The 18,517-nt window shown below is 39.0% G+C and carries 18 protein-coding genes and 1 pseudogene; 16 read left to right on the plus strand and 3 right to left on the minus strand.

Annotated elements, in window-relative coordinates; all coding sequences use genetic code 11:
* Window positions 1-215 precede the first annotated feature (215 nt).
* From D8855_RS09300 to D8855_RS09370, 15 genes and pseudogenes are all read left to right on the plus strand, one after another.
* Window positions 216-1,097: a diacylglycerol/lipid kinase family protein gene (locus tag D8855_RS09300; protein WP_125417091.1), complete on the plus strand. Its 882-nt coding sequence runs from the start codon at window positions 216-218 to the stop codon at window positions 1,095-1,097.
* A gap of 63 nt (window positions 1,098-1,160) precedes the next feature.
* Window positions 1,161-1,652 carry a phosphoribosylanthranilate isomerase gene (locus tag D8855_RS09305; RefSeq protein ID WP_125417093.1) on the plus strand — a complete coding sequence of 164 codons (492 nt, stop codon included), beginning with the start codon at window positions 1,161-1,163 and terminating at the stop codon, window positions 1,650-1,652.
* Window positions 1,653-1,828: 176 nt separating this feature from the next.
* Window positions 1,829-3,574 (plus strand): glycoside hydrolase family 13 protein, encoded by a 1,746-nt coding sequence (locus D8855_RS09310; RefSeq protein ID WP_125417095.1) that lies wholly within the window; start codon window positions 1,829-1,831, stop codon window positions 3,572-3,574.
* Window positions 3,575-3,652: 78 nt separating this feature from the next.
* Window positions 3,653-4,525 (plus strand): DUF4300 family protein, encoded by an 873-nt coding sequence (locus D8855_RS09315; protein WP_125417097.1) that lies wholly within the window; start codon window positions 3,653-3,655, stop codon window positions 4,523-4,525.
* Between the two features lie 285 nt (window positions 4,526-4,810).
* Entirely contained in the window at window positions 4,811-5,122 is a 312-nt protein-coding gene (locus D8855_RS09320) for a hypothetical protein (RefSeq protein WP_000420556.1), read from the plus strand.
* Window positions 5,123-5,125: 3 nt separating this feature from the next.
* A complete protein-coding gene (locus D8855_RS09325) occupies window positions 5,126-5,842 on the plus strand; it encodes an alpha/beta fold hydrolase (RefSeq protein WP_125417099.1) in 717 nt (238 codons plus the stop codon).
* A gap of 14 nt (window positions 5,843-5,856) precedes the next feature.
* Window positions 5,857-5,958, plus strand: a pseudogene (locus D8855_RS09330) (type II toxin-antitoxin system death-on-curing family toxin); the annotation flags it as partial.
* Between the two features lie 559 nt (window positions 5,959-6,517).
* Window positions 6,518-7,978, plus strand: a complete 1,461-nt coding sequence (locus D8855_RS09335) for an aminotransferase class I/II-fold pyridoxal phosphate-dependent enzyme (protein ID WP_125417103.1) — start codon at window positions 6,518-6,520, stop codon at window positions 7,976-7,978.
* Window positions 7,979-8,839 (plus strand): polyamine aminopropyltransferase, encoded by an 861-nt coding sequence (speE, locus tag D8855_RS09340; protein WP_000366713.1) that lies wholly within the window; start codon window positions 7,979-7,981, stop codon window positions 8,837-8,839.
* Window positions 8,836-10,095 (plus strand): saccharopine dehydrogenase family protein, encoded by a 1,260-nt coding sequence (locus tag D8855_RS09345; protein WP_125417105.1) that lies wholly within the window; start codon window positions 8,836-8,838, stop codon window positions 10,093-10,095. The genes speE and D8855_RS09345 overlap by 4 nt, the downstream gene beginning before the upstream one ends.
* On the plus strand, window positions 10,095-11,222 hold the full coding sequence (gene nspC / locus D8855_RS09350) for a carboxynorspermidine decarboxylase (RefSeq protein WP_125417107.1): 1,128 nt from the start codon (window positions 10,095-10,097) through the stop codon (window positions 11,220-11,222). The genes D8855_RS09345 and nspC overlap by 1 nt, the downstream gene beginning before the upstream one ends.
* The gene (gene aguA / locus D8855_RS09355; protein WP_125417109.1) at window positions 11,219-12,304 is read left to right on the plus strand and encodes an agmatine deiminase; all 1,086 of its coding nucleotides are present in this window, start codon (window positions 11,219-11,221) and stop codon (window positions 12,302-12,304) included. Before nspC ends, aguA begins: the two co-directional genes overlap by 4 nt.
* Before the next feature lie 9 nt (window positions 12,305-12,313).
* The gene (aguB, locus tag D8855_RS09360; RefSeq protein WP_125417110.1) at window positions 12,314-13,189 is read left to right on the plus strand and encodes an N-carbamoylputrescine amidase; all 876 of its coding nucleotides are present in this window, start codon (window positions 12,314-12,316) and stop codon (window positions 13,187-13,189) included.
* Window positions 13,190-13,380: 191 nt separating this feature from the next.
* On the plus strand, window positions 13,381-14,082 hold the full coding sequence (locus D8855_RS09365; protein WP_125417112.1) for a response regulator transcription factor: 702 nt from the start codon (window positions 13,381-13,383) through the stop codon (window positions 14,080-14,082).
* Window positions 14,079-14,957 carry a sensor histidine kinase gene (locus D8855_RS09370; protein ID WP_125417114.1) on the plus strand — a complete coding sequence of 293 codons (879 nt, stop codon included), beginning with the start codon at window positions 14,079-14,081 and terminating at the stop codon, window positions 14,955-14,957. The genes D8855_RS09365 and D8855_RS09370 overlap by 4 nt, the downstream gene beginning before the upstream one ends.
* Before the next feature lie 39 nt (window positions 14,958-14,996).
* Here D8855_RS09370 and D8855_RS09375 read toward each other — a convergent pair whose 3' ends face one another.
* The 3 genes from D8855_RS09375 to D8855_RS09385 all read right to left on the minus strand — a co-directional run bounded on the left by D8855_RS09375 (window position 14,997) and on the right by D8855_RS09385 (window position 17,619).
* A complete protein-coding gene (locus D8855_RS09375) occupies window positions 14,997-15,749 on the minus strand; it encodes an ABC transporter permease (protein ID WP_125417116.1) in 753 nt (250 codons plus the stop codon).
* Window positions 15,750-15,759: 10 nt separating this feature from the next.
* Window positions 15,760-16,668 carry an ABC transporter ATP-binding protein gene (locus D8855_RS09380; protein WP_125417118.1) on the minus strand — a complete coding sequence of 303 codons (909 nt, stop codon included), beginning with the start codon at window positions 16,666-16,668 and terminating at the stop codon, window positions 15,760-15,762.
* A gap of 141 nt (window positions 16,669-16,809) precedes the next feature.
* Complete coding sequence (locus tag D8855_RS09385; protein WP_125417119.1) at window positions 16,810-17,619, minus strand: Cof-type HAD-IIB family hydrolase; 810 nt, start codon at window positions 17,617-17,619, stop codon at window positions 16,810-16,812.
* Between the two features lie 208 nt (window positions 17,620-17,827).
* Here D8855_RS09385 and D8855_RS09390 point away from each other — a divergent pair, with 208 nt between their 5' ends.
* Window positions 17,828-18,499, plus strand: a complete 672-nt coding sequence (locus tag D8855_RS09390; RefSeq protein ID WP_125417121.1) for a CPBP family intramembrane glutamic endopeptidase — start codon at window positions 17,828-17,830, stop codon at window positions 18,497-18,499.
* Window positions 18,500-18,517 lie beyond the last annotated feature (18 nt).

Here is an 18,517-nt window from a genome sequence, read left to right on the forward strand (position 1 = left end):
ATTTAGAAGCTAGTCGTCTGATATAATCTGCTAATCTTTACTTAAACTATATTTTATATACTCAAAATTCTTATTAAATAATTTTTCTATGTTTTTATAAATCAATCTCCAGTACGTCATATTTCTCTTTTCTGTATTTTCATTGTATAATGAGAGTACATTTTGTTACATACGATGAAATGCAACCATTTCTAGCGAAGATTAAGGAGAAATTAATGAAAAAAGTAATGGTAATTATCAACCCTACTTCTGGTGGGGAAAAGGCTTTGGATTACAAAGAAAAGTTGGAGAATAAAGCAAAAGAATACTTTGAGCACGTGGAAACCAAAATTACCGAAAAAGCGCTGGATGCCACACATTTTGCTGAAGAAGCTTCTCGTGAGCAGTACGATGCAGTGGTTGTGTTTGGTGGTGATGGGACTGTTAATGAAGTTATTTCGGGTATTGCTGAGAGAGACTACATTCCTAAGTTAGGGATTATCCCTGGTGGTACTGGTAATCTCATTACGAAACTTTTGGAAATCAATCAAGACATCGATGGCGCAATTGATGAACTGGATTTTGATTTAACCAATAAGATTGATATCGGAAAAGCGAATGACAATTATTTTGGTTATATTTTTAGTATCGGTTCTCTACCTGAAGCGATTCACAATGTTGAAATCGAGGATAAGACAAAATTCGGTATTTTAGCCTATGCTGTAAATACCATGAAGTCTGTCATGACGGATCAGGTATTTAACATTAAGGTTGAGACAGAAAATGGAAATTATGTTGGTGAAGCTAGCCATGTTTTGGTTCTCTTGACAAATTACTTCGCTGATAAGAAAATCTTTGAAGAAAACAAAGACGGCTATGCCAATATTTTGATTCTAAAAGATGCTTCTATATTTTCTAAATTATCCGTCATTCCAGATTTACTAAAAGGGGATGTTGTCGGCAATGATAATATTGAGTATATCAGAGCGCGTAATATTAAGATCTCTTCAGATAGTGAATTGGAGTCAGATGTTGATGGCGATAAATCGGATAACCTACCTGTAGAAATCAAAGTTCTAGCTCAGCGAGTTGAAGTATTTTCAAAACCGAAAGAGTAGAAGGTAAAAATTAGTTTATTATTCACAACGAAATTAAGTTCTATATCAACGATTGGAGGAGGAATGAATTCTCTATTTGATGAATTTCGAACAATTTGTTCTCATTTAAACCAAGTCGGAATCACTCCGACGCTCATGGGGTCTTTGGGGTTTGAATACCGATCAAATGAAGAATGGGGGCCGTCTGACATTGACATTCATGTGCCTGGTGACCCTAGAGGTTGGGAAGCACCCGATCATCTCAGAATTTATGAGTGGGACAAGATAATGAAAGTGATGAAACACTTAGGCTATGCCTTAATAGATATTCATGAGCATGAATTCAAAAAAGATGGTCTGAGTGTTGAATTCGGAAGTATCGATTCTTTACCTGATTTTGCAGGAGTTTCGGAATCGGATATAGAGTTGATTCATCTCGAAAACATCACTTTTCGCATTCCAAATCTTGAACAGTTTTTAAGTATTTACAAGGCTTCTTCCCAAGATTCTTATCGAAATGAGCAAAATAACAATAAGGATTTTAAAAAGATAGAATGGTTAGAAAGACAGTTGTAAATCATCATTTGAAAAGTAGCAAGTTGTAAGACTGGCTACTTTTTTATTTATAGAACCAAACCACTAGAATCTACGGACAAGCCTTGAAAATAAAATACGAAAGTAGTATACTAAAATCACAACTATGAAAACGTTTGCGTCGTAAATGCAACCAAGTAAATCAGGAGACAAATACAGTGCAATTAAGCGCTATTTACCATAGGCCTGAGTCGGAGTTTACCTATCTTTATAAGGATAAGAAGCTTCATATTCGAATTCGAACTAAGAAAGGGGATATTGAAAGCATCAACTTGCACTATGGAGACCCTTTTATTTTTATGGAGGAGTTTTATCAAGATACAAGGAAAATGGCCAAGATAACTTCTGATGCCATCTTTGATTATTGGCAGGTTGAAGTCTCAGTTGATTTTGCACGTATCCAGTATCTCTTTGAAGTCACGGATACAGAAGGTCAAAGTATTTTGTATGGTGATAAAGGGTGTGTGGACAATTCTCTAGAAAATCTTCATGCTATTGGAAATGGATTTAAGTTGCCCTATCTTCATGAGATTGATGCCTGCAAGGTTCCTGATTGGGTTTCAAATACGGTATGGTATCAGATATTTCCTGAGAGATTTGCCAATGGAAATGCTCGATTAAACCCAGAAGGGACATTAGACTGGGATTCCTCTATCACACCTCAGAGTGATGATTTCTTTGGTGGTGATTTACAGGGGATTATTGACCATCTGGATTACTTGCAAGACTTGGGTATTACAGGTCTTTATCTCTGTCCCATTTTTCAATCTACGAGCAATCATAAGTACAATACGACGGATTACTTTGAAATTGACCGTTATTTTGGAGACAAGGAGACCTTTCGGGAACTGGTCGAGCAAGCTCATCGACGTGGCATGAAAATCATGTTGGATGCGGTATTTAACCATATTGGTTCGCAATCGCCTCAATGGCAAGATGTTGTCAAAAATGGTGAGCAATCTGCTTATAAGGATTGGTTCCATATTCAACAATTCCCAGTGACGACTGAAAAGCTTGCTAATAAGAGAGACTTACCCTATCATGCTTTTGGTTTCGAGGACTATATGCCTAAGCTAAATACAGCTAATCAAAAGGTCAAGGACTATCTTTTAAAGGTTGCGACTTATTGGATTGAAGAGTTTGATATAGATGCTTGGCGTTTGGATGTGGCTAATGAGATTGACCATCAGTTCTGGAAGAATTTTCGTAAGGCAGTTTTAGCTAAAAAGCCTGATCTTTATATCCTAGGAGAAGTCTGGCATACGTCTCAGCCTTGGCTAAATGGAGATGAGTTCCATGCTGTTATGAATTATCCTTTATCTGATAGCATCAAGGAGTATTTTTTGCGTGGTGTTAAGAAGACGGATCAGTTCATCGATGAAATCAATGCCCAATCTATGTATTACAAACAGCAGATTTCAGAGGTTATGTTTAATCTCTTGGATTCTCATGATACAGAACGTATTTTGTGGACGGCCAATGAGGATGTTCAACTGGTTAAATCAGCCCTAGCCTTTCTCTTTTTACAAAAAGGAACACCCTGCATCTATTATGGAACAGAGTTATCCTTGACTGGCGGTCCAGACCCAGATTGTCGTCGTTGTATGCCTTGGGAACGTGTATCAAGTGACAATGATATGCTGAATTTTATGAAGAAGATAATCCAAATTCGCAAACATGCATCAGCAATTATTCAGCATGGCAAGTATAACCTTCAAGAAATCACACAAGATGTAGTAGTCCTTGAATGGAAATACGAAAGCCGGGTCCTTAAAGCGATCTTTAACCAATCAAAAGATGATTATCTTTTAGAGAAAGAAGTAGTAACACTAGCAAGCAATTGCCGAGAATTGGAGAATCAGCTTGTGATCTCTCCAAATGGATTTGTGATTTTCAAAAACTAGTTGATGAAGATTATAGTTTATTTCACAACTTATATAGTATAATAAGGCTAGTTACTAAACCTGTAAAAGGAGAAAGAGATGAAGAAATCAAGAAAATTAGTCACATTAGGAATCTGTTCCGTCTTGTTTTTAGGCTTGGCTGCTTGTCAACAACAAAATACTACTTCTGAAGGGACGAATCAAAGACAAAGTAGTTCAGCGAAAGTTCCATGGAAAGCTTCATACACAAATCTAAACAATCAGGTAAGTACAGAAGAGGTCAAATCTCTCTTATCAGCCCATTTGGATTCAAATAGTGTTGATTCATTTTTTAATCTTGTAAATGATTATAATACCATTGTCGGCTCAACTGGCCTATCAGGAGATTTCACTTCCTTTACTCACACAGAATACGATGTTGAGAAAATTAGCAACCTTTGGAATCAAAAGAAGGGCGATTTCGTTGGTACAAACTGTCGTATCAATAGTTATTGTCTTTTGAAAAAATCAGTTACCATTCCAAAACTTGAAAAAAATGACCAATTGCTTTTCCTAGATAACGATGCGATTGATAAGGGAAAGGTCTTTAATTCCCAAGATAAGGAAGAGTTTGATATTCTATTTTCGAGAGTTCCAACTGAAGCAACGACGGATGTCAAGGTTCACGCTGAAAAGATGGAAACATTCTTCTCCCAATTTCAATTTAATGAAAAAGCTCGAATGCTATCTGTAGTTTTGCACGACAATCTGGATGGCGAGTATCTGTTTGTAGGCCACGTTGGTGTTTTAGTACCGGCTGATGATGGCTTCTTATTTGTAGAGAAATTGACTTTCGAAGAGCCCTACCAAGCGATTAAATTTGCCAGCAAGGAAGATTGCTACAAGTATTTAGGCACCAAATATGCGGATTACACAGGTGACGGACTGGCTAAGCCTTTCATCATGGATAATGATAAGTGGGTTAAGCTTTAATAGTGGTAAGATATGACAGTAATCCTAGGACATTTATATTTTTGATGAGTTAATCATTAATACCAGGAACCACGAAAAATGAAACATTTATTGGTTATATCCAAAGATACGATATTGATGGGGAAGGATATCAATCAGAAGTATGGGAAGTGACTGAGTAGGAAGATTCATAATTAAAAATCAGAGTCTTCTTTCCAGTGTTGCTCATATTTACAGACAGTCCATTTGTAGTTTTATATGGATTGGTATATAATTTAACTTAGTGAAAATAGGAGGACTAATCGAATGGAATTAAAAGATTTTACAGAAAAAGAACAGGAAATGATTAAGAAGGGGCTTACGACGTCTAAAATTAGTGACAAGGAAACTGCTGAAAAAATTCTTGCACTTGTCCCGCAAGACTTGATTAAGCGAATCCCATTTTTCGTCAGAAAACATGCTACGACACGTACTATTAAACGCATTTCAATTGAACACCCTGAACTCTACGCTGCAGCTCAAACAAGTGGTGAAATACCAGAAAAAGAACGCGAAGAATTACGTCAGATTATCACGACTATCTTTGAACAAAAAATGAATAAGCATAGTATTAAGTAGAGAATGAAAAAATATTTTATTGGCGGTTTGGGAAGCAANGTCTATCATAGCAAAGATTTTTTTNAAGAACTAAATTCGCAGATTTATTTTCTAAATCCATATGAAAAGCATCTTCGAGATGAAACAGAATTGAAATCATGGTTTAAAAATGAGATTGTAGAGGAAGAATCTATATGTTTGATAGGTCATTCTCTTGGAGGAGATTTAGCTCGTTATCTCGCATCGGAATTTCAAGAAGTGAAGAAATTGATTCTTTTGGATGGTGGCTATCTAGATTTAGATAAGATTTTACCTTTAGATACAGAGTTAGAGGAAACTAAAAACTATATTGAATCTCAAGTTGTTTCGGACTTAGATGTTCTTATTTCTAAAGAAAAATCTGAAGCAAAGCATTGGTCAGAAAATATGGAGAAAGCCGTAAGGCAGTCCTATCACTGGAATGCGGAGTATAATAGATATGAGTTAGCTATAAAATGTGAAAATATAGAAGCGATACTCAGCCTACGGAGGAAAATACAAGCTTTTAAGAGAGAAGTGGGAGATACCTTGTTTATCAGTCCTTGCTATTCTAATGAAGCTACATGGAGAGAGGAAGCCTTAAAAGAATTGCCAGACTATTTTGATACTATTTTTCTAGAGAACTTTGGCCATGAGCTTTATACTGAAGCACCTAGAGAAGTCGCTAGTCTGATTAATGAGTGGCTCGCTTATTCTCAATGAGCTACTTGTATTGCTTGAAAAAAAAGCATGTTTTTGCCAATGCTAATAAACGAACTGCTTTATTCGTTTTGGTGAAATTTATACAATTAAATGGCTATCGTTTTTCTGTTACCATTAATCGTTAAGATACATTTAAAAGAACTAGTGGACTAGTTCTTTTTATATCCGTTTTCACACTATTAAACTTATACAAATCTATATAAAATATTATTTTTCCGAACAAAAATAGATATTTTTTCAAAAAAGTACTTTACAGAGTGTTGGAAGTATGATATAGTAATAAAGCTTAGAAAATGAGATGATGTTTTCTAGCAAATATAAACCCGAGTAAAAAATGCCTACGGACAGGCAGGGTTGAATGCCGAAGCGTGGTTGAAAAACCACATTATTGATAGGGTTAAAAGCCTACTTTTATAAGTTGATGTTAGGACGCTTGTCCTAATTCATAAATTTTTAGTGTGGTGAAAGCACACGTCATCTTGTGAAACGATCAATAAAGTACGTAATATTTGCTACTAGAGAGTTAGGAAACATCGGGAACAGACATACTCAACAGAAACAAACATAAAAACGTCGGAAGATTGCAGAGCAGGTGAAAACCTGCTCTTTTTTCATGAGTCAACCTTTAGTTCCTTAGTTTTCATAAGGTTCTAAAAATATGGAAAGGAGTATGTCTTGAAAGAGTTAGATCAAAACCAAGCTCCAATTTATGAGGCCTTGGTGAAGTTACGCAAGAAAAGAATTGTTCCCTTTGATGTACCAGGTCACAAACGCGGACGAGGAAATCCAGAACTTGTCGAACTGTTAGGAGAAAAATGTGTAGGCATTGATGTCAATTCGATGAAACCCTTGGATAATTTAGGGCATCCTATTTCGATTATTCGAGATGCAGAGGAGCTGGCTGCGGAAGCTTTTGGAGCTAGCCACGCCTTTCTCATGATTGGGGGAACAACTTCATCGGTGCAGACTATGATTCTGTCAACCTGCAAGGCAGGAGATAAGATTATTCTGCCACGTAATGTCCACAAATCTGCTATTAATGCGCTGGTTCTATGTGGTGCCATTCCCATCTATATCGAGATGAGTGTGGATCCTAAGATTGGTATCGCTTTAGGTCTTGAAAATGACCGAGTAGCCCAGGCCATAAAGGAGCATCCAGATGCCAAGGCCATTTTGATTAACAATCCTACTTACTATGGAATTTGTTCAGACCTCAAGGGTTTAACGGAAATGGCTCATGAAGCTGGCATGCTTGTTTTAGTGGACGAAGCCCATGGAGCGCATTTGCATTTTACTGATAAACTTCCAATTTCTGCAATGGATGCAGGAGCTGATATGGCAGCAGTTTCCATGCATAAGTCTGGTGGGAGTTTGACACAAAGTTCGCTTCTTTTAATCGGGGAGCAGATGAATCCTGAGTACGTTCGTCAGATTATCAATCTTACCCAGTCAACATCTGCCTCTTACTTGTTGATGGCTAGTTTGGATATTTCGCGTCGTAACTTGGCCCTACGCGGTAAAGAATCCTTTGAGAAGGTTATTGAGCTATCCGAGTATGCTCGTCGTGAAATCAATGCTATCGGTGGCTACTATGCTTACTCAAAAGAGTTAATAGACGGTGTTTCGGTTTGTGATTTTGATGTGACCAAGCTGTCAGTTTACACTCAGGGTATTGGCTTAACAGGTATCGAGGTTTATGATCTCTTACGAGACGAATACGACATTCAGATTGAGTTTGGTGATATTGGCAATATCTTGGCCTATATTTCGATTGGTGACCGTATCCAAGACATCGAGCGCTTGGTCGGTGCTTTAGCAGATATCAAGAGACTCTATTCACGAGACGGGAAGGACTTGATAGCTGGAGAATATATTCAGCCCGAGTTGGTGTTATCTCCTCAGGAAGCCTTCTATTCAGAGAGAAAAAGTTTGATCTTAGATGAGTCTGTTGGACAGGTCTGTGGAGAATTTGTCATGTGTTACCCTCCAGGAATCCCTATCTTGGCTCCTGGTGAACGCATTACACGAGAAATTGTAGATTATATCCAATTTGCCAAGGAACGTGGTTGCTCCCTCCAAGGGACGGAAGATCCTGAGGTCAATCACATCAACGTCATTAAGAGAAAGGAGAACTAGATGGATTTATGGTTTTCTGAAGTTCATACTCCAGATGTCAAATTGTCCCTGAGAACAGCCAAGCAACTCTACGCTGGAAAAAGTGAATGGCAGGATATTGAAGTTCTAGATACGCCAGCTTTTGGAAAGATTTTGATTTTAAATGGGCACGTCTTGTTCTCAGATGCTGATGATTTTGTCTACAATGAAATGACCGTTCATGTTCCCATGGCTGTTCATCCCAATCCCAAGAAAGTCTTGGTTATTGGTGGTGGTGACGGTGGTGTTGCTCAAGTATTAACACTCTATCCTGAACTGGAGCAAATCGATATCGTGGAACCAGATGAGATGCTGGTTGAGGTCTGTCGTGAGTATTTTCCAGACTTTGCTGCAGGGCTAGATGATCCTCGTGTTACCATTTACTACCAAAATGGGCTACGCTTTTTACGAAACTGCGAAGATGATTACGATATTATCATCAACGATGCGACAGATCCATTTGGACATACGGAAGGGCTCTTTACCAAGGAATTTTACGGCAACAGTTACAGAGCCTTGAAAGAAGACGGTATCATGATCTACCAGCATGGTAGTCCCTTTTTTGACGAGGATGAGTCGGCTTGCCGAAGCATGCACCGTAAGGTTAATCAAGCCTTTCCAATTAGTCGGGTCTACCAAGCCCACATCCCAACCAGTCCAGCTGGCTATTGGTTGTTTGGATTTGCATCGAAAAAATACCACCCTGTTAAAGATTTTGACAAGGAAGGCTGGAAAAAACGCCAGCTTTTCACAGAATACTATACTGCAAACTTACACGTGGGAGCCTTTATGTTGCCCAAGTATGTTGAGGACATTTTAGAAGAAGAGGAAGGAAAAAAATGAGTCGTTTACTAGTTATTGGATGTGGGGGCGTTGCCCAAGTTGCTATTTCAAAGATTTGTCAGGATAGCGAAACCTTTACAGAAATTATGATTGCTAGTCGTACCAAGTCAAAATGTGATGACTTGAAAGCGAAGCTAGAAGGTAAAACAAGTACAAAGATTGAGACAGCTGCTCTTGATGCTGACAAGGTAGAAGAAGTGATTGCCCTGATTGAAAGCTACAAACCAGAAGCTGTTTTGAACGTAGCTTTACCATATCAAGATTTAACAATTATGGATGCTTGTTTGGCAACAGGTGTTCACTATATCGATACAGCTAACTACGAAGCCGAGGATACAGAAGACCCTGAATGGCGTGCTATTTATGAGAAACGTTGTAAGGATCTTGGTTTTACAGCTTACTTTGACTACTCATGGCAGTGGGCTTATCAAGAGAAATTCAAAGAAGCAGGCTTGACTGCTCTTCTTGGTTCTGGTTTTGACCCAGGTGTGACCAGTGTCTTTTCAGCTTATGCCCTCAAACACTATTTTGATGAAATCCACTATATCGACATTTTAGACTGTAATGGTGGTGACCACGGTTATCCATTTGCAACAAACTTTAACCCAGAAATCAATCTACGCGAGGTTTCTGCGCCAGGTTCTTACTGGGAAGATGGAAAATGGGTCGAAGTCGAAGCTATGTCTATCAAGCGTGAATATGACTTCCCTCAAGTTGGACAAAAAGATATGTATCTCCTTCACCATGAAGAAATTGAATCATTGGCCAAGAATATTCCAGGTGTCAAACGCATTCGTTTCTTTATGACTTTTGGTCAATCATACTTGACGCACATGAAATGTTTGGAAAATGTCGGTCTCCTTCGTACGGATACCATTAATTTCAATGGTCAAGACATCGTTCCAATCCAATTTTTGAAAGCCTTGCTTCCAGATCCTGCTAGCCTTGGACCGCGCACGGTTGGTAAAACCAATATCGGCTGTATCTTTACAGGTGTAAAAGATGGCGTTGAAAAGACCATTTACATCTACAATGTTTGCGACCATCAGGAATGTTACGCAGAAGTTGGTTCACAAGCAATTTCTTACACGACAGGCGTTCCAGCCATGATTGGGACAAAATTGGTTATGAATGGTACTTGGAAACAAGCTGGAGTGTATAACCTTGAAGAGTTGGATCCAGATCCATTCATGGAAGCTTTGAATGAGTATGGTTTGCCATGGGTTGTGGTTGAAAATCCACAAATGGTGGACTAATGAAGCTAGAACAAGTACCAACACCAGCCTATGTTATTGACTTGGCCAAGTTAGAAGCCAATTGCCGCATTTTACAATATGTACAAGAAGAAGCCGGTTGCAAGGTTTTGCTTGCCCAGAAGGCATATTCTCTTTACAAAACCTATTCCTTGATTAGCCAGTATCTATCTGGGACTACTGCTAGTGGTCTTTATGAAGCCAAATTGGCAAGGGAAGAATTTCCTGGTGAAGTCCATGTCTTTGCACCTGCTTTCAAAGATTCAGACTTGGAAGAATTACTTGAAATTACTGACCACATTGTCTTTAATTCTGAGAGACAATTGCGTAAGCATGGGGCTCGTTGTCGGGAGGCTGGTATCAGTGTCGGTTTACGTCTCAACCCTCAGTGTTCAACACAGGGTGACCACGCTCTCTATGATCCTTGTGCTCAAGGCTCTCGTTTTGGAGTCACTCTAGACAAGATTCCGAGTGATTTACTAGATTTGGTGGATGGTCTTCATTTTCACACCCTTTGCGAACAGGGAGCAGATGATTTAGAGACAACTTTGAAAGCTGTAGAAGAACAGTTTGGTCCCTACTTACATCAAGTTAAATGGCTCAATATGGGTGGTGGTCATCACATCACAAGAGAAGGTTATGATGTAGATTTACTGGTTTCTGAAATTAAGCGTATCCAAGAAACTTACAATCTTGAGGTCTATATCGAGCCGGGTGAAGCCATTGCGCTCAATGCGGGTTATTTAGCAACTGAAGTATTAGATATTGTAGAAAATGGTATGGAAATCTTGGTTTTAGACGCCTCTGCGACCTGCCATATGCCTGATGTACTTGAGATGCCCTATCGTCCACCTTTGAGAAATGGCTTTGAGGCACAGGAAAAAGCCCATACCTATAGACTTTCTTCCAATACCTGTCTGACAGGCGATGTGATTGGCGATTATAGTTTTGAAAATCCAGTCCAAATCGGTGATAGGCTTTATTTCGAAGACATGGCTATTTACTCTTTTGTCAAAAATAATACCTTTAATGGAATTGGATTACCAAGTCTCTATCTCATGGACGAACAGGGAGACTGCAGCTTAGTCAAAGCCTTTGACTATCAAGATTTTAAAGGGAGATTATCATGATGGACAGTCCCAAAAAATTAGGCTATCGCATGCCAGCAGAGTACGAACCCCATCATGGTACCCTCATGATATGGCCGACTCGACCAGGTTCATGGCCCTTTCAAGGAAAAGCCGCCAAAAGAGCATTTACTCAGATTATCAAAACCATAGCAGAAGGGGAAAGAATTTATCTTTTAGTGGAGCAGGACTATCTATCTGAAGCCCAAAACTACCTTGGAGATAGCGTTATTTATCTAGACATTCCCACCAATGACGCCTGGGCCCGTGATACAGGTCCGACTATTCTTGTCAATGATAAAGGCCAGAAATTAGCCGTGGATTGGGCTTTCAATGCTTGGGGTGGTGCTGTTGATGGTCTTTATCAAGATTATGAAGATGATGACCAAGTAGCTAGTCGTTTTGCTGAGGTTTTGGATATGCCCGTTTACGATGCTAAGCCTTTCGTCCTTGAAGGCGGAGCCATTCATAGCGATGGTCAAGGAACCATTCTTGTGACTGAAAGTTGCCTACTAAGCGCTGGTCGCAATCCTCATCTCAGTAAAGAGGAAATCGAAAATACCTTATTAGACAGCCTTGGTGCTGACAAAGTTATCTGGCTTCCTTATGGTATTTATCAGGACGAAACCAATGAACACGTTGATAATGTTGCTGCCTTTGTTGGTCCTGCAGAGCTTGTTTTGGCTTGGACAGATGATCAAAACGATCCTCAGTATGCCATGTCTGTAGCTGATTTAGAGCTCTTAGAACAGGAAACAGATGCAAAAGGCCGTCCCTTCACCATTCATAAACTTCCAATTCCGGCTATTCGTCAGGTTATCACTAAAGAAGATTTACCTGGCTATACCTATGAAGAAGGTGAAGAAGAACGATACGCAGGTGAAAGGCTTGCTGCTTCCTATGTCAATTTCTATATTGCTAACAAGGCAGTCTTGGTTCCCCAGTTTCAAGATAAAAACGACCAAGTAGCCTTAGATATCCTCAGTAAGTGTTTCCCAGACAGTAAAGTTGTCGGAATACCAGCCAGAGATATTCTTTTAGGTGGTGGCAATATCCACTGTATCACCCAACAAATCCCAGAATAGGAGAAAAAGATGAGAAATGTAAGAGTTGCAGCCATTCAGATGCAATGCGCTAAGGATGTGGCAACAAATATTCAAACAGCAGAGCGTTTAGTACGTCAGGCTGCAGAACAAGGCGCACAAATTATTCTCTTGCCCGAGTTGTTTGAACGCCCCTATTTCTGTCAGGAACGCCACTATGACTACTACCAGCATGCCCAGTCGGTGACAGACAATACAGCTATTCAGCATTTTAAGGTGATTGCTAAGGAACTAGAAGTTGTTTTACCGATCAGTTTCTATGAAAAAGATGGCAATGTCTTGTATAACTCTATTGCCGTTATTGATGCAGATGGGGAAGTGCTGGGTGTTTATCGAAAGACCCACATACCAGACGACCATTACTATCAAGAGAAATTTTATTTTACGCCTGGCAATACAGGTTTCAAGGTCTGGGATACGCGCTACGCTAAGATTGGTATTGGTATCTGTTGGGATCAATGGTTCCCTGAAACAGCCCGTTGTCTTGCATTAAATGGTGCTGAATTGCTCTTTTATCCTACAGCTATCGGTTCAGAGCCAATTTTGGATACAGATAGTTGTGGTCACTGGCAACGTACCATGCAAGGACACGCAGCAGCAAATATTGTTCCAGTTATCGCAGCCAATCGTTATGGATTAGAGGAAGTCACTCCAAGTGAGGAAAATGGTGGACAGAGTTCCAGTCTTGACTTCTACGGTTCATCCTTTATGACGGATGAAACAGGAGCTATTCTAGAGCGAGCTGAAAGACAAGCTGAAGCTGTTCTGTTAGCTACTTATGACCTAGACAAGGGAGCAAGTGAACGCCTAAACTGGGGCTTGTTTCGAGATAGAAGACCCGAAATGTATCAACGCATTACGGACTAGTAGGAGAGAAATGAGAGATTCATTCTGCTAGATTAACTTCTTATTTTTAACTATAAGGATACTATGTTGTCTAGTAAGTGGATTTTATATTTTAACTCTCTAAGGCTTTCTCGCGCTTTTATGCGAGGAGCTTTTCTGTTTAAGCTTTATCAATAAAACATGCTATAATAGTTGCAGAAAGGTTGGTATTTATGGCTAGGATATTGGTTATTGAAGACAATAGTGACATTCAAGAGATTTTACGAACACTTCTTACTGAGGAGCATAAGGTGGTTCAAGCCTTTTCTGGTACAGAAGGAATCATGCGTTTTGACCAAGGTGGGATTGACCTCGTTTTGCTAGATATCATGCTTCCTGGGAAAAATGGGGATCAGGTTTTAAAAGCCATCAGGGAACAAAGTCAAATTCCAATCATTATGCTAACAGCTTTGAGCGATAAGAAGTTAATCAGTCAATACCTCTTAGACGGTGCCAATGATTACATAGTCAAACCTTTTGATTTGGACGAAGTCTTTGCTAGAGTTACTGTTCAATTACGCCAAAGTGCAGAAAAACAGCCTATGGAAATAGGAAAAACTGAAAATCTGCCACAAAACTTGAAAAATATCCAGTTTGATGCAGAAAGTTTTGAAATCAAAAATAGCCAGGAAACGATTCGCCTTGCCAAGAAAGAATGCTTGATTCTCCAAACTCTCCTCAAACATCCTAAGAAAATTTTCACCAAGGAAGAACTTTATGAATTGGTCTGGGAGGATAGCTACCTACCTGGAGATAATACCCTCAATACGCATTTGAGTAATCTTCGTAAAAAATTAAGCCAGCTTGACCCAAATCAAGAATATATTGAAACCATTTGGGGAGTTGGGGTAAGATTAAAAGGAGACAAGCAATGACCTACATGATAATTTTTGTCCTACTAGTACTCCTAATTATTTTATCGATTGCATTGATTCGCTACCATCTAGCACTTAAAAACTTGAGTCAACAGATTGAAGACAAGATTCTCACAGGTAGTATGAAAAGAGTCGGAGTCAGCATTTTTTCCAAACATTTTTTACAACTCTACCAGCAGATTGAGAATCTATTTCAGGAAGTAGAACAATCTCGGTTGGTGATGAAAAGGGAAAAACAGACTCTGGATATGGCCATCAGCAATATCGCTCATGATATTCGGACGCCTCTGACTATCGCGTCAGGCTACACCCAACAATTGATAAAGTCTCCTGAAAAGCAAGCAGAAACCTTACAAAAAATCGCCCAGCATCTTGATTTAGTTTCTAAACGTTTGGAGGCTCTTCTAGAATATCGTCGTTTGATGGAAGGGGCTGTCAAACCGAAACTGGAAGAAGTGGATTTTTCAGCTTTTATCACCAAGAAGACTCTGGCTTATTATGATGTTTTTCAGGCGGCAAATATCACGCTTGATTTTAAGGTTGAAGCTGGTTTAACAACAAGGACTGATGAAGACTTGCTGGATCGAATTTTACAAAATTTGCTTGGAAATGTCCTCAAACATGGCAAGGAAGAAGCACTTCTATCTTTGAGAAAGGAAAGGGAACAGCTTGTCTTAGAAATTGCAAACCTTGTTAAACAGCCCATCAAAAGAATAGAAAATCTCAGCAACCGTTTTTATTCTGAAAATCTATCAGATACTGAAGAATCCTCTGGTTTAGGACTTTATATCACTGAAGAATTATGCCATCTTCTCGGTGCAGAGATGAAACTAATCACAGATGGGCAGTGGTTGTCGGTTTTCATTTACTTTTAAGGAAATAAACCTCCTCTGTAGGCTAGAGGAGGTCATTTTTTATAGACTTTTCTTTTTAAAAACTGCCAATCCACTTAGATTAAAGATTACAATAACAGCTAAGGTAACTATAAGTGTATAGCAAATGGATTCACTATTAGCAGTCATAGCATAGAAAAACTGCAATGATAAATATGGCAAAATTTTGATACTTGGGAAGATGAGCATTGGCATAGAAAGTAAGATAGAGCTGACCAAATATCCAATAAATACTGCAAGATAAGAATGACTAACATAGAGAATAAAGGAAACAATGGAAAGCCAAGCAAGGAGGCAAAGGAATTGAAGGGAAATGGTTATCAGTAGATTTCCAATAAAGCCATCAGGCATAGTGCCAAATCCATTTAAGATAGTTGCTGGAATAAAGGCAATAACAAGGCTGATGATAAGTTGCAATAGTGCAATACAAGCCACTACAAAGGCTTTAGCAAGGAAAAACTCTGTACGAGAAACACCTACTGTCAAACTATTTTTATAGAGCTTTCCGATTAAATCAACACCTAAAACTAGGCAAGTTAAAATAATACAGAGAAAAACGAGGTTTGAACCTTGACTAGATGCGTTAATCAGGGCTTGTACACCGTCCCAACCATGGGTTGGAATTTCTGGCTCTTCTGTCTGAATTGCCATCAGATGGCCAGTAGCTCCAATACTTGCGCCCATTAGCATGAGAGAAAAGAGAATGAACTCTGTAATCCAAAAACCTTTGGAACGGAAAAGACGGTAAAAGTCTGCTTGAATGGTATGTATCATGATTTTCCTCCTATTCGACCAATTGAGTGAAGTATTCTTCTAGGTTTTGACGGGCATAGTAAATCTCGTCAATGGCAACATCTGCCAAGGTTAATTCCTTAAGAATCTGTTTGACATCTTGTTCCTGACCAAAGATATGAATTTCGTTTTCAGGATTAACAACCTTGAACTGGAGCTGGATTTGTTCTTTCAATACTTGGCAAGCTTTCTCTTGATCAGCTGTCTTAAGCACAATATAATCCTCACTTAGTGTTTCAAATTCAGCTTTACTGATTTCACGGATAATCTTGCCTTGATCTAAAATACCAAAACGATTAGCTAGGAGGTAGAGTTCTGACAAGATATGGCTAGAGATGAGAATGGTGATCCCTTTTTCTTGATTGAGCCGTTGAATCATTAGTCGAAATTCTTTGATACCGATTGGATCGAGACCGTTGATAGGTTCGTCTAAAATCAGGAAGTCTGGTTTAGATAGAAGGGCAATGGCGATCCCAAGTCTTTGTTTCATTCCTAGCGAGAAATCACGAAAGACTTTTTTACCTGTATCTGGCAAACCTATATAGTCCAGCGTTTCTCGAATGACTTGATCAGCATTTGGAATATGACGAATCATACAGTAATATTTCAGATTTTGATAGGCTGTTAAGTGATTATGAGCTACGGGTGATTCGATAACAGAACCTACTCGAGATAGAGCCTTGGTCCACTCATTTTCCGTTTGGCTAGAGAAGAGGGAAACAGTCCCTTTATCTGCAAACAGTAGTTGCGTAATGATTTTGATTAAGGTGGTCTTCCCAGCTCCGTTCTTCCCGATAAGTCCATAAATATCTCCCTCTCTTATCGTTAGATGAAGATCCTGAAGAATAGCTTGTTTGTTAAAGTTTTTGGACAATCCATGAATGTCAAGTACTGTTTTCATGATTCTCTCCTTTTGATTTATTTTGATAACTTTAGTATAAAGCATAGAAATCAAAGAAAGTTCAAGGATTTCTAAAGAGTTTCTAAAGTTTTAGGAATTCTTAAATATCAAAACCCAGTTGACACGAACTGGGCTTCTTAATTATAAAATATATTTCTCAATGGCACGCGCAACGCCGTCTTCTTCGTTGCTTGTTGTAACGTCATCCGCAAGAGATTTGACATAATCGCTGGCATTTCCCATTGCAATGCCAAGTCCTGCAAACTGGAGCATTTCGATATCATTATTAGCATCGCCCATAGCTATAATTTCTGATGGCTCGATCTTCAAAATTTCAGCTAGTCGAGAAAGAGCGGTAGCCTTTGTCGTACCAAGTGGCATAGCTTCATAAATGACAGGCTGTGAACGAACTCCACTAAATCGTTGGCAAAGCTCCTCAGCAAAACGCTGCTCAAAATCGTCAGTTTGCTCTTTCGTGCCCAAAAACATACCTTGGAACATGCGATACTTGCCACTGGTAGCTTCCTCAAGGGAAATTTCAGTCAGGTCTGAAAAGACTAGCTCGGCATCATTTTGAACGATTTCATTAGGCTTACCACCGAGGACAAAATAATGTTCCTCATCAAAAAGAGTCAACTGAACATCACTTTTTTCAGCTAGGTCATAGAGGTATTCGATGTCTGTTGGACTAAGTTCTTGCCAGTCAACTAGTCCCCAGTCACTTGTCTGGTGAGTTGAGCAACCGTTGTTGACAATCACATACTCATTCTGGAGATCAAGCCCCAGTTTTTGATAGTAGGGGAGGACACCGAAAAGCGGGCGCCCCGTACAGAGAACCAGTTTGACACCTTTTTCAATAGCTTGGTGAATAGCAGTAATATGAGCTTGTGGGATTTCCTTGGCTTCATTGAGGAGGGTTCCGTCCATATCCAAGGCTAGTAGTTTAATCATAAGTCTTCCTTCTTTATCTTTTGGTATTATTATAGCATATTTTGGAGAAGAAATTGATAGGAAGCTTGGGGCTAATTGATTTTACAGTTTAAGATGTTTTGATAACAATTCATGACTTGAAGAGGATATTTCGAAAAGATATGCTATACTAAACTTGTGATTCAATCAAGTATTTTGTAAACTTATCAAGGAAAACAGAGGGTTTTATATGAAAAAACGGATTATTCAGATTTTACTAGCATTGTCCTTAATTTTTTATAAATCAACTTGGTTTTGGAAGATTTTCAACCACCTCACAAAGCCCTATCTACCAGCAAGTCGTGAATTTTTTCAGATTCTGCTTTTGCTGGAAAGTGGTGTTCTTTTGTCAGCAGTCATCTATCTACTAGTTTTTGCAGGAAAGAAAACTTTTCATTTCAAGTGGCAGTTGAGGTACTTTATCTACCTTTTACTGGGCTACATTATTTTGTATATGTCGGACTTCCTCTTGTCTTATTTCATACCCTCGTCTTCGAATCAAATTTCTTTGAATGAAACGATAGAAATGATGGGGCGACAGGAATTACCCTATTTCTTGCTCATAGTTTGCTTCATCGGCCCTATTTCTGAGGAATTGATTTATCGCGGTGTGCTTATGACAACCTTTTTCAAAAACTCGCCTTTGTACGGAGATGTCTTGCTTTCTGCTATTATTTTCGGTTATATTCATATCAATTTTGCTTTAACTCCTCTTGCTTTTTTCATTTATGCTAGCGGAGGGCTTATTTTGGCTCTATTGTATCGCATGACTAAAAATCTCTACTATCCAATACTAGTTCATATTTTCATCAATATCACTGCCTTCTGGAATGTGTGGTTACTCCTATTTTCAGGAAGTTAGCTTACTAAAACAATGTCG

Origin of the sequence: Streptococcus mitis (assembly GCF_003942685.1) — a bacterium.
GTDB classification, from domain to species: Bacteria; Bacillota; Bacilli; order Lactobacillales; family Streptococcaceae; genus Streptococcus; species Streptococcus mitis_CD.